This window comes from Rhizobium sp. S96 (genome assembly GCF_030382195.1).
Classification (GTDB): Bacteria; Pseudomonadota; Alphaproteobacteria; order Rhizobiales; family Rhizobiaceae; genus Rhizobium.
Genome location: NZ_JAUDRY010000010.1, coordinates 139,481 through 150,386, shown reverse-complemented (window position 1 = coordinate 150,386; position 10,906 = coordinate 139,481). Strand labels below are relative to the sequence as shown.

General features: G+C 58.9%; 13 protein-coding genes. 3 read left to right on the top strand and 10 right to left on the bottom strand.

What is annotated here, in order from left to right; genetic code table 11:
* Positions 1 to 52 precede the first annotated feature (52 nt).
* A complete protein-coding gene (locus QTL94_RS12930) occupies positions 53 to 442 on the top strand; it encodes a (2Fe-2S)-binding protein (protein WP_289802346.1) in 390 nt (129 codons plus the stop codon).
* Positions 408 to 893: a bacterioferritin gene (gene bfr, locus QTL94_RS12925; RefSeq protein WP_065690537.1), complete on the top strand. Its 486-nt coding sequence runs from the start codon at positions 408 to 410 to the stop codon at positions 891 to 893. The genes QTL94_RS12930 and bfr overlap by 35 nt, the downstream gene beginning before the upstream one ends.
* Positions 894 to 932: 39 nt before the next feature.
* Here bfr and QTL94_RS12920 read toward each other — a convergent pair whose 3' ends face one another.
* From QTL94_RS12920 to rsfS, 6 genes are all read right to left on the bottom strand, one after another.
* Positions 933 to 1,466, bottom strand: coding sequence for an RNA pyrophosphohydrolase (locus QTL94_RS12920; RefSeq protein ID WP_289801913.1), 534 nt, complete (start codon positions 1,464 to 1,466; stop codon positions 933 to 935).
* Between the two features lie 13 nt (positions 1,467 to 1,479).
* Positions 1,480 to 2,673, bottom strand: a complete 1,194-nt coding sequence (locus QTL94_RS12915) for a divergent polysaccharide deacetylase family protein (protein ID WP_289801912.1) — start codon at positions 2,671 to 2,673, stop codon at positions 1,480 to 1,482.
* Between the two features lie 82 nt (positions 2,674 to 2,755).
* The gene (locus tag QTL94_RS12910) at positions 2,756 to 4,078 is read right to left on the bottom strand and encodes a S41 family peptidase (RefSeq protein ID WP_065690540.1); all 1,323 of its coding nucleotides are present in this window, start codon (positions 4,076 to 4,078) and stop codon (positions 2,756 to 2,758) included.
* Positions 4,068 to 5,474, bottom strand: coding sequence for a murein hydrolase activator EnvC family protein (locus QTL94_RS12905; protein ID WP_198928686.1), 1,407 nt, complete (start codon positions 5,472 to 5,474; stop codon positions 4,068 to 4,070). Before QTL94_RS12905 ends, QTL94_RS12910 begins: the two co-directional genes overlap by 11 nt.
* Before the next feature lie 148 nt (positions 5,475 to 5,622).
* The gene (rlmH, locus tag QTL94_RS12900; protein WP_065690542.1) at positions 5,623 to 6,105 is read right to left on the bottom strand and encodes a 23S rRNA (pseudouridine(1915)-N(3))-methyltransferase RlmH; all 483 of its coding nucleotides are present in this window, start codon (positions 6,103 to 6,105) and stop codon (positions 5,623 to 5,625) included.
* A 116-nt stretch (positions 6,106 to 6,221) separates the two neighbouring features.
* Positions 6,222 to 6,665, bottom strand: a complete 444-nt coding sequence (gene rsfS, locus QTL94_RS12895) for a ribosome silencing factor (RefSeq protein ID WP_065690649.1) — start codon at positions 6,663 to 6,665, stop codon at positions 6,222 to 6,224.
* Between the two features lie 204 nt (positions 6,666 to 6,869).
* Here rsfS and QTL94_RS12890 point away from each other — a divergent pair, with 204 nt between their 5' ends.
* Positions 6,870 to 7,247, top strand: coding sequence for a winged helix-turn-helix domain-containing protein (locus QTL94_RS12890; protein WP_289801910.1), 378 nt, complete (start codon positions 6,870 to 6,872; stop codon positions 7,245 to 7,247).
* On the opposite strand, the gene modC is transcribed toward QTL94_RS12890, so the two are convergent.
* The 4 genes from modC to QTL94_RS12870 all read right to left on the bottom strand — a co-directional run bounded on the left by modC (position 7,248) and on the right by QTL94_RS12870 (position 10,876).
* Positions 7,248 to 8,312, bottom strand: coding sequence for a molybdenum ABC transporter ATP-binding protein (gene modC / locus QTL94_RS12885; protein WP_289801909.1), 1,065 nt, complete (start codon positions 8,310 to 8,312; stop codon positions 7,248 to 7,250).
* Positions 8,309 to 9,010, bottom strand: coding sequence for a molybdate ABC transporter permease subunit (gene modB, locus QTL94_RS12880; protein WP_065690545.1), 702 nt, complete (start codon positions 9,008 to 9,010; stop codon positions 8,309 to 8,311). The genes modC and modB overlap by 4 nt, the downstream gene beginning before the upstream one ends.
* 76 nt (positions 9,011 to 9,086) lie before the next feature.
* Positions 9,087 to 9,872 carry a molybdate ABC transporter substrate-binding protein gene (modA, locus tag QTL94_RS12875; RefSeq protein WP_065690650.1) on the bottom strand — a complete coding sequence of 262 codons (786 nt, stop codon included), beginning with the start codon at positions 9,870 to 9,872 and terminating at the stop codon, positions 9,087 to 9,089.
* A gap of 410 nt (positions 9,873 to 10,282) precedes the next feature.
* A complete protein-coding gene (locus tag QTL94_RS12870) occupies positions 10,283 to 10,876 on the bottom strand; it encodes a nicotinate-nucleotide adenylyltransferase (protein WP_065690546.1) in 594 nt (197 codons plus the stop codon).
* Positions 10,877 to 10,906 lie beyond the last annotated feature (30 nt).

Here is a 10,906-nt window from a genome sequence, read left to right as displayed (position 1 = left end):
CGATCTAGTCCGCTGAAATCCGATGCTAAACTCGAACAGCTCGCTCGCTCCGATGTGTGAATTTTTCTTGACAACCAACGTCTTCTTTTGCAGAAAAGCAGATAGTGAATGTCATGTTTGGAATGACGACGTGCTTGTCTGCAGCTGTAACTACATAACGGATCACGAAATCCGGGAAGTCATCAACGAGCTTCTCGATCAGGACTGTTGGCAGCTGATCGTGCCTGCGAAGGTCTATCACGCGATGGAAAAACGGGGCCGTTGCTGCGGTTGCTTCCCGAACGTCGTCGACATCATCATTCAAACGACAGAAGAATATCACGCTCGTCACCACTCGACGGAAGCGGAAATATTTGATTTCATGTCTCGCCTCAGAAACTTCCATGAAGAAAACAGGAGAGCGGACATTGAAAGGCGACAAAAAAGTCATCGAGCGGCTTAACGAGGCCCTCTTTCTCGAGCTCGGCGCAGTCAATCAATACTGGGTTCATTATCGACTCCTTGAAGATTGGGGCTACACGAAGCTCGCTAAGAAGGAGCGCGCGGAATCCATCGAAGAGATGCATCACGCCGACCGCCTAGTCGCACGCATCATCTTCCTTGAAGGGCACCCCAACCTGCAAACGCTCGCACCTCTGCGCATCGGACAGAACGTAAAGGAAGTTCTGGAATCCGACCTTGCCGGCGAGTACGACGCCCGCACTGCCTACAAGAAGTCGCGCGACATCTGTCATGAGGCCGGCGACTACGTTTCTATGAAACTGTTTGAAGAACTGCTCGCCGACGAAGAAGGTCATATCGACTTCCTCGAGACCCAGCTCGAACTCCTCGGCAAGATTGGCGAAGCGAAATACGGCCAGCTTAACGCCGATTCCGCCAACGAGGCGGAATAATACGTCACAACATGGTTCTGGCCGCTTCCGCGGCCAGAGCTACTCTGCGGCGCTCAACCCCGCCAGATGCCGGAATTCGCTGACCACCTGATCGTAGACCTGACGCTTGAAAGGGACGATGAGATCAGGCAGCGCTTCCATGGGCTTCCATTCCCACGCATCGAATTCCGCCGCATGGCCGCCCGGCGGAGGATTGATCGCGATCTCGCTCTCATCTCCCTCAAAGCGAAATGCGAACCAACGCTGGGTCTGGCCGCGAAACTTTCCCTTCAAGCCTATTCCGACCAGATGCGCAGGCAGATCATAATTGATCCAATCTTTCGCCTCGGCAAGTAGCGTGACGGTCCGAATGCCCGTTTCCTCGTAGACCTCACGATACGCTGCATCGATCGGCTCCTCGCCCTTGTCGATACCGCCCTGCGGCATCTGCCAGAGTTGCGGCGATCCGTCATACTCCGAGTTCTCCTCGGGTATCCGCCGCCCCGCCCACACGAGACCACTACGATTGAGGATCATGACACCGACGCATGGGCGATAGGGAAGATCTTCTGGCTTTACGATACGGTTGCTCATCGAATGTCTCGGTTCACGGTTTCTTGGGATCATTGACCAGCGCCGAGACGCCGACGATCTCGATGCCCCGCATCGCCGCTTCTTCGGTCCACTGCGAAATGGCATCGATGCTCTCGTCGAAGGCCGATGCGACGCCAATCGCCTGACCGTTGCGTTTCGCCACCCGCTCAAGCTCGTCCAGTTTCTGCAGAATTGCGTTCACATCGAGCTGCTTGTCCAGCTGAACATCGGCAAGTGCGTAAGGCAGCTCCGTTCCCTTCGCGAGAACGGCGGTCTTTGACTGCGCAGACGTCCCGTCATCGAGGAACAACAGCCCGCGCTTGCTCATGTCGCGCATCACCGGCTCCATCGCATTGACGTCAGAGAGGAAGCGCGCGCCCTGGTAGTTCATGATGCCGGTGTAATTGGTAATCCCGCCCATCGCCTCGTGAAGACTGTCGAGATTCTTGGCGACGGATTTCGAGGTCAGGAGCGTGCCGGGGCCAGGATCATTCGCCGGATAACCGAAGGGTTCGAATGGGACTTGCAACAATATTTCGTGGCCACCGCGGCGGGCATCCTGCATCCATCGCTGCAGGCTGTTGCCGCTTGCGGCGAAGGCAAAGGTCACTTCCTCGGGCAGCTTCTGGATCGCGCGCTGCGTACCGGTCTGGCTGAGGCCAAGGCCGCTGACGACAATCGCAATCTTGGTTCCGTGCGCACCGGACCACGGCCGAGCATACTGGTCCATTGGTCGCCGTCCATCCGGCCCGACAATCGGCAGCCGTCCCTGAGGCGTATCTTCCAGCAGGGCATCATTCGGAATGGCCGCCATCCGCGGGTCTTGTCCGATCTGCGTCGCATCGACCAGAACCGGCCCGTCGCCCTCCCGGCTCTTGGGACTGTATTTGGTCACGACCGAACCATCACCGGCGATCATCTGTTCGACATTGGCACCGGATTGCGGACCCGATCGCGTCACGCCGCCGGCGTCCGCCGGCGTCTGAGGTTCGTCGGTCTTCTGTGCGGTCTCGGTAGGCACCGGAGAAGTCTTTTCCTTCGGCTCTTCCTGCTTCAGCCCATCGTCGCGCAGGGCCGTATAGAATGAGAAGCCACCGACAAGGATAAGGCAGAGGCCAGCAGCGATTCGACCCATGCGCAACACGCCCGGCCGCTTGCGTCCGCTTTTCTGATTCTGTCCCAACGGTGCGTGTAGGTCGGTCCTCAACGTTCTTTCCTGGATTCGGGCATCAGGGCAGCAAAAAGGCGTCAGGCCGGACAAAATCCGGCCTGACGCCTTGTCTCATTGGTTACTTTGCGCTGACGGCCTTATCAGGATTCGGCGGGAAGGACGGGTCGGTCTTCTTCCCACGCAAAAGGTCAAGCGCGTAGTTCAACTGCACGTCGTCCTTCGGATCCGGCGGCACGTAAGCGACAGAACCGGAGCCTTCGTCCGTTTCGCTCTGGCCCTTGATGTGGCCACGCAGGCTGGATTCGCCTTCGGTCACCATCTTGCCCTTGAGATCGTCCGGCAAGGGTTCTTCGACCTTGATGTCAGGCGTGATCCCGGTTCCCTGGATCGAACGACCCGACGGCGTGTAGTAGAGAGCCGTCGTCAGACGAAGGGCGCCGTTTTCGCCGAGCGGGATGATCGTCTGTACAGATCCCTTACCAAAGGAGCGCGTACCCAGGATAGTAGCACGGCGCAGATCCTGCAGAGCGCCAGCGACGATTTCGGAAGCCGAAGCCGAGCCGCCGTTGATCAGAACGATCACAGGCTTGCCGTCCGTCAGGTCACCCGGGCCTGCGTTCCAGCGACGTGTCTCGTCGGCATTGCGGCCGCGGGTGGACACCACCTCGCCACGCTCGAGAAGCGCGTCGGAAACCTGAATTGCCTGGTCGAGCAGGCCGCCCGGATTCAGACGAAGGTCAAGGACATACCCCTTGAGCTTGTCAGCCGGAACGGTCTTCTTGATCTTCTCGATCGCCTTTTCCAGGTCGGGATAGGTCTTGTCCGTGAAGGAAATGACGCGGAGATAGCCGACATCATCCTCGACACGCGACTTAACGGCCTGCACGGCGACGATGTCGCGCACGATCGTCAGCTCGATCGGCTTGTCCGCGCCCTTGCGGATGAGCGTTAGCTTGATCGGCGTATTGATCGGGCCACGCATCTTCTCGACAGCGTCTTCGAGCTTCAGGCCGCGAACAGACTGGCCGTCAATCTCCGAGATGTAGTCGCCGGCGAGAACGCCAGCCTTCGCAGCCGGTGTATCGTCGATCGGGGTAATAACCTTGACGAGCTCGTCTTCCATGGTGACTTCGATGCCGAGGCCGCCGAACTCACCCTTGGTCTGGGTCTGCATGTCGGCGGCGTCCTTGGCATTCATGTAGCTTGAATGCGGATCCAGCGAAGACAGCATACCGTTGATGGCATTTTCGATCAGCTTGTCTTCGGCAGGCGGCGTCACATACTGGGCACGGACACGTTCGAAGACATCACCGAAAACGGAAAGCTCCTTGTAGGTGGACGCTCCCGCAGCCTCCGCAGGCGCCCCCGCGGAGTAAATAACGCTCATGGCCGTCGCACCCATCAATGCGCCAACCAGAACAAGAGAAGCCCTACGAATCATTGCGTGCCTTTCCAGTGTCTTTGGCGGTCCACCACGGTCGGGAATCGACCGGTTTACCGTCCTTTCGAAATTCAATGTAAAGCGTTGGGCGGTTTGTTTCCAGCGCCAATGCAGTCGCACTTGCCACTCTTTTTGCGCCCATCGTCGCCAGCGGTTCACCCGAGAAAACGAACTTTCCCTGGCGCGTGCTGATTGTCTCCATTCCAGAGAGAACGAGGTGATAACCGTCGCCAGCATCAAGGATGATCATCTGGCCGTAGCTGCGAAACGCGCCTGCATAGACGACCAAACCGTCCGCCGGCGCAGTGACCACCGTCTCCGGATTGGTCGCAAGCGTCATTCCCATGGCCTCGTGACCAGTTCCGTCCGCATCACCGAATTGGCGCAGTATGTCGCCTGCCACGGGCAGCTCAAGCTTCGCCTTCAAATCTCCGAAGGCATATGCCGGTGCAATGCGGTTTTTATCGGGCACCCCGCTGTCGGCCAGCGCCTTGGCCTGCGCCCGCTGCTCGTCGGACAGCAGCTTGCGATTCTCTTCGGCCTGCCGCGCAGCCGCAGCCGCTTCCCGAACGGAAGCGATCTCCGTTTCCATGGATGCCACGAGGCCTTCAAGGTTCGTTGCCTTGCTCGCAAGATCCTCCGACCTCTTCTTTTCGGCATCGAGCTCGGCGGCATTGCTGCGGCTCAATTTGTCGTTTTCCGCAAGGAGCAGATCCATTCGCCGCTCCTCCTCAAGACTGTTGGTCATCGTCGCCGTCAGGTTGGTCTTCTCGGCAACGCTGGCCGCCTGAAGCGAAGCAAGATCCGCAAGATCGGCTGCAAGCTTGTCGGTCTCCTTGCGGATGCCGGGAACGACGGCACCCAGCAGGATCGCGCTTCGAACCGAGGCGAGGGCATCGTCAGGCGTGACGAGAAGCGCGGGCGGGGGGTTGCGGCCCATCCGCTGGAGAGCGGCAAGCACCTCGGCCAGAAGGCCACGCCGATCGTGCAGCGAGTGACGGACGGCATCCTCCTTGAGGCCAATCTCCGCAAGCTTCTTTTCACTGTCCAGGATCTGCTTTTCCAGTGACTTGCGCCGCGCAGCCGAATCTATGAGCGCCTGGCGAACGCTGGTCGTGCTCTTGTCGAGATCGGCGATACTCTTCTGAAGCTCTGCGACCTTGTCGGAAGAAAGGCTGATGGTCTTCGACAGCGCATCCAGTTCACCGCGTGTCTGGTCGCGTTTCTTTTCCAGTTCCGCCGCAGGGTCTGGAACGGCTTGCTCCGTCACGCCGGCAGCGGGCACGGAAGGAGCCGCATCGACCGCTGCCTCCTGCGCTACGGCATCAATCGTCCAAGACGAATAGATGCCAATAGATGACGCGCTCAAGCCGGCGGCAAACGCCGGCAGGATCAGATATTTTCGCTGGAACGCGGACATCGGCATGCGTGCTGAGCAATCCTCTCAAATCGCGCGAACACTAAGGTGATTTGGCATGCTTTTCCATAAGATTGCGGATCGACGCCGAGAGCGCAAGACAAGCTTGCGTGAGCGCTGGAGCCGTTCATACACGATGATAGGGATGGCCGGAAAGAATTGTGACAGCGCGATAAAGCTGCTCGGCGATGAGGGTCCTGACAAGCTGATGCGGCCAGGTCATCTTGCCCAGACACAATGTCGCGTCCGCCCTGTCGTAAAGCGAGGGATCCAGACCATCAGCACCACCGATCGCGATCAGCAGGTCGCGTTTGCCCTGGTCGCGATAGGTTTCAAGAAGTTTTGCGAAGCCTTCGCTGTCCAGTGCCTTGCCGCGCTCGTCCAACAGGACGAGAACGCTACCCTCGGCCAGCGTCTTTTGCAGCATCGCTGCCTCTTCGCGCTTGCGCGTCTCAGCGTTCGAGGCGCGGCTCTCGGCCACCTCGGCAATACGGGAAAACTCGAGCCCGACTGCCGGGCCTGCCTTTGAAAAGCGATCAAAGTAGCGTGCGGCAAGATCCTTCTCGGGGCCGGATTTCAGCCGCCCCACAGCAAAAAGGCCTATGCGCATTCGTCCTGCTCCCGCTCTTCGGCGTCCTGCAGCGCAAGAAACCACGGGGCCGGTAAACTCTCCGGCCCAAGTCGTCGCCGTCTATCAGGTAGCGGACGTACCGTCCAGGCTACCTGTTAGTGCAGCGTTTCCTCATCCATATCCGGAGCCGCCCACATCTTTTCGATGTTGTAGAACTCACGGATTTCTGGACGGAAAACGTGCACGATAATATCGCCGGTATCGATCAGGATCCAATCGCCGCTCTCGTGACCTTCGACGCGGGCATTACCGAAGCCCTCGTCTTTCAGATCGGTCAGGAGGTGGTCGGAGATTGCCATCACGTGCCTGTTCGAGCGGCCAGAGACAACAACCATGAAGTCTCCGAGCGCCGATTTTCCGGCAATGTCGATGGTGACGATATCTTCAGCCTTGGAATCCTCTAAGCTTACGAGGACGGCGTGCAGGGCGCGGGCAGCGGCATCAACGCCACGTTCCGGGCTCTTCGGGACAACGGCAAGCGTTCTTCCCTTGGCGTGTACTGTTGTCAGTGCTTTCCCTTTCTCGGAATGACAGAACATGCACATCACTGATTTGGCGAACCAAATCATAGTTAAGATAGGCACCAAACCATTAAGGTTTCAAGACGCGCGCTATCACAAAGCATGAACGGCCGATTTGGCGCGGCAGCGATGAGCAGGCGCCAGTAACCGGATATGGCGCTGTGTACAGGCGCCGCGGCAATGCGTAAAGTGCCGGGCATTCACCGAGACTTGAAGATTTCCATGAAGAGCGCCACCGAAGACCGGCTTGTCCCCATTCTCCGCATCAGTTTTCCGGATAACGACCGCCTGGGTCGTGGAAAGATGGAACTGCTCGAGCGCATCCGGGAAACCGGCTCGATTTCGGCGGCCGGCCGCGCAATGGATATGTCTTACCGCCGTGCCTGGTTGCTGGTCAGCGAACTGAACAGGATGTTCAACGAGCCCGTGGTGGAATCACAGCGCGGCGGCCAGAAGGGAGGAGGTGCAGCCTTGACCCCGTTTGGAGAAGAGCTGGTCGAGCGTTTTCGCAACATGGAACGTGCCCTGCGTTCGAGCCTTGCCGGCGATCTCGCCTGGCTGGAAAGCAACCGGGCCCCGCGGACCGTCAGCGGCGAATAACTACGGCTCCAGAGCCACGGTCTTGATGATGACGTAGACGGGCGTCCCGACGGCCAGCCCCAATCGCTCGGCGGAGAAGCTCGTGATCCTGGAAAGGATTGCGTTGCCCCCGCAATCGACAAGAACTTCTACCGTGGCATTGTCCTGCATTAACGCCTGAACCGTGCCTTGTAGCACATTCAAGGCGCTCAACCCTTCCGGACGCGTCGTCGCCAGCATGACGTCGCGCGAAGGAATACGAACGCGAACCGCCTTGCCGGCTGGCAGCATGGTTCCTGGCACATGCAGCCGCGCAGATTTCAGCGCAACGGTAGACAGCTGGTGCCGCTCGTCCAGGCTCTCGACCCGGCCCTCGATCAGCGCTCCAACCTCACGCCGATCCAGCGACGGCAACGCATGGCTGAGGACATCCGCCGCAGGCCCGAAGGCCTCCACCCGCCCCTCGTGCATGACGACCACTTGGTCAGCGAGGCGGGCGACCTCGCTGATAGAGTGGCTGACATAGACGATCGGGATTTCCATCTCGTCGCGCAGACGCTCCAGGTAAGGCATTATCTCCGCCTTGCGAACCTCGTCGAGCGCTGCCAGCGGCTCATCCATCAGCAGCAGGCTTGGAGACGACAGAAGGGCCCTACCGATCGCAACGCGCTGTTTCTCTCCGCCAGAAAGCTTTTCCGGCCTGCGCTCGAGCAGCTTCTCGATGCCGAGCAAACTGACAATGCGGTCCAGGTTTTCCGGTGTGCCCCGGCCCCGCGCGAACCAACGACCATAGGCAAGGTTGCTGCGCACGCTGAGATGCGGAAACAACCGCGCCTCCTGGAAAACATAACCAAACCTGCGGCGATGCTTCGGGATGAAGATCTGACGGCCTGTATCGGTGAGTGCCTTTCCATCAAGCAGGACGCGCCCTTCATCCGGGCGCGTTAGCCCGGCGATGATTCTGATCAGCGACGTCTTGCCGGAACCCGATCGACCGAACAGCGCCGTGATGCCGCGTTGCGACGTGAAATCCGCATCGAGCGTAAACGCCCCGAGCTTGTGCCTTGCTTCCACCGTCAGTGTCATTCCGGATCGATCCTCCGTCCGACGACATGGGATAGAAACTCCGACGCCAGCAGGGCAGCCATGGAGATCGCAATGGCCACAAGCGTCAATCGGAACGCACCCGCGTCACCGCCCGGCACCTGCGTAAACGAATAGATCGCAGCAGAGAGCGTCTGTGTTTCTCCTGGAATATTGGAGACGAACGTGATCGTTGCGCCGAATTCCCCCATGGCTTTGGCAAACGCCAGGATCATGCCGGCGATAATTCCGGGAAGGATCAGCGGCAAGGTGACCGTAAGAAAGACCCAGAGCGGGCTGGCGCCGAGCGTCCCGGCCGCCTCCTCCAGTTTCCGATCGATCGACTCGATGGAGAGCCTGATGCTGCGGACCATCAGCGGAAAAGCCATGACGGCGCATGCCAACGCCGCGCCGGTCCAGCGAAACGAGAAAACGATGCCGAAATATTGGTCAAGAAAGCTTCCGATCGGACCGCGACGCCCGAAAAGAACGAGGAGAATAAAGCCGGTGACCACTGGTGGCAGGATCAGTGGCAGGTGGATGATCCCATTGAGGATCGACTTCCCCCAGAAGCGACCGCGCGCGAGCAACAGCGCAGCAATGATACCGAACGGAAGGCTCGCCAGCATGGCGACGATCGACACACGCAGACTAAGCAGGATTGCGGTCCATTCATCACTGCTTAGGCCCAGCGATTCCAAATATTCTTGTCCTTAAAAATATAGAAGGCCCACTAGAGCGGGCCTCCACGCTATTCTGCTGAACGGAAATCCGCAATTATTTCAGAATGGTGAAACCCTGATCCGCGAAGAAATGTGCCGCCTTCTCCGACTTCAGGAACTCCAAGTACGATGAAGCAGCCGGATTCTTGCTCTCCGCAAGAATGGCAACAGGATAAATGATCGGCGGATGGGAGTCCGCGGGGAACGTACCAGCAATGGCCACGCCAGGATCGGCAGTCACATCGGTCTGATAAACGATGCCATAGGGCGCTTCGCCGCGCGAAACGAGCGCAAGCGCGGCACGCACGCTTTCCGCACCAGCGACCTTGTTCTCGACCGAGGACCAGATGCCGAGCTTTTCAAGCGCAGCCTTGCCATATTTGCCAGCTGGAACCGACTTGACTTCACCCATGGCAAGCTTGCCGTCGCCGAGCAAGGCTGCGAGATCGAGGCCCTGCTTGATATCGACCGGCTTCACCTTGTCCTTTGCCTCGACAAGCACGATCCGGTTGCCGAGCAGGTTGGACCGCGTGTCGGCCTTGATCAGGTTCTTCTTGGCGACGTAATCCATCCAATCGAGGTCGGCGGAGATGAAAACGTCGGCGGGTGCGCCGCCTTCGATCTGTTTCGCCAGCGCCGAACTGGCCGCATAGGACGACACAGCCTCATTTCCGCTCTCCTTTGCCCAGGCGGCATTTGCCGCGTCGAGCGCGTTCTTCAGGCTCGCGGCCGCGAAGACCGTTACCTTTTCAGCGGCTAAGACGGGTGTTGCCACCGCGCCAAACCAGAGCGCGGATACCGCGACAATTGCAGTTTTCATCCAATGACGGCGGCTGTGCATGAATTGCTCCCCAGATTCGAAATATCCGTAGGAATATAGCGGCGCCGGCAGCTTGGCCAGCGTTATATTTTAAGAAACACAACCGCTCGGCCAGCGCGGCTGAACGCGGTGTCGTCCTCACGCGCCGGAAATCATGTCGGAAATGAAGCGCCACTACTGCCAAATAAATCAGCAACAAGTGAACTCCGGTCCGTCAACGCATGCGCAACATGCAATGCTGCGATGCAATAAAACCCGCTTCAAGATTTCGGGGATTCTGGTACAACTGACTTATCGAACGGCATCTCCTCCTCCCAAAGCTGTTCGATACGGATCGGCGACACTCCTCCTCCCAGTTGTCGATCAAGTTTATAAAGCCCGACGGATCCTCCCCCGTCGGGCTTTTACTTTTTGGGCCGATGACGAAATGGTTACTTCGCTGCCCCGCGCTCTGCGCGGATTGCCGTCGAGCTCAGGCGGGATCGCGGCCCATGGATAAAGGTCCAGGCAGGTGCCGGCTTTCGCCAAAGGGCGCGTGAATCATCCTCATCGATGCGTGCAAAGCCAAACGTTTTCGTCATTTTCGACGACAGGAACGAAAGCGTCGAACCAGGGCGATCGATCACCGCAATCGGAAAGGTACGGGCAATATCCTGCCATCGCTGCCAGTGATGAAACGTCTTGAGACTGTCCGCGCCCATGATCCAGATGAAGTGCACATGCGGGTTGCTTGCCTTGACGCGCGCCAGCGTGTTCGCGGTAAAGCTGGTTCCGAAATTGCGCTCGAACGCAGTCACCTTGATGGCAGGATGCCTGGCAAGGCGCTCGCTGAGCGCGATCCGCTCGGCGAGCGGCAGAAGTTCTCTGCGGCTCTTGAGCGGATTACCGGGGGTCACCATCCACCAGAGCTGATCAAGCGCCAGCCGCTTGATGGCGATCTCGGCAACAAGCGCATGCCCCTGATGCGGCGGATTAAAAGAGCCGCCAAACAGACCGACGATCATGCCGCGCTCAGCGTGCGGCATGCGGAGATAGCGCCGGTCTATTTCCTCTTC

What these genes read in the sequence shown, in the direction of transcription:
- modC (WP_289801909.1), bottom strand. Translation starts at nt 8,312, where the DNA reads ATGACACTGACGGTGGAAGCAAGGCACAAGCTCGGGGCGTTTACGCTC.
- modA (WP_065690650.1), bottom strand. Translation starts at nt 9,872, where the DNA reads ATGCACAGCCGCCGTCATTGGATGAAAACTGCAATTGTCGCGGTATCC.
- QTL94_RS12910 (WP_065690540.1), bottom strand. Translation starts at nt 4,078, where the DNA reads ATGATTCGTAGGGCTTCTCTTGTTCTGGTTGGCGCATTGATGGGTGCG.
- rsfS (WP_065690649.1), bottom strand. Translation starts at nt 6,665, where the DNA reads ATGTTCTGTCATTCCGAGAAAGGGAAAGCACTGACAACAGTACACGCC.
- rlmH (WP_065690542.1), bottom strand. Translation starts at nt 6,105, where the DNA reads ATGCGCATAGGCCTTTTTGCTGTGGGGCGGCTGAAATCCGGCCCCGAG.
- QTL94_RS12930 (WP_289802346.1), top strand. Translation starts at nt 53, where the DNA reads ATGTGTGAATTTTTCTTGACAACCAACGTCTTCTTTTGCAGAAAAGCA.
- QTL94_RS12890 (WP_289801910.1), top strand. Translation starts at nt 6,870, where the DNA reads ATGAAGAGCGCCACCGAAGACCGGCTTGTCCCCATTCTCCGCATCAGT.
- QTL94_RS12870 (WP_065690546.1), bottom strand. Translation starts at nt 10,876, where the DNA reads ATGCCGCACGCTGAGCGCGGCATGATCGTCGGTCTGTTTGGCGGCTCT.
- QTL94_RS12920 (WP_289801913.1), bottom strand. Translation starts at nt 1,466, where the DNA reads ATGAGCAACCGTATCGTAAAGCCAGAAGATCTTCCCTATCGCCCATGC.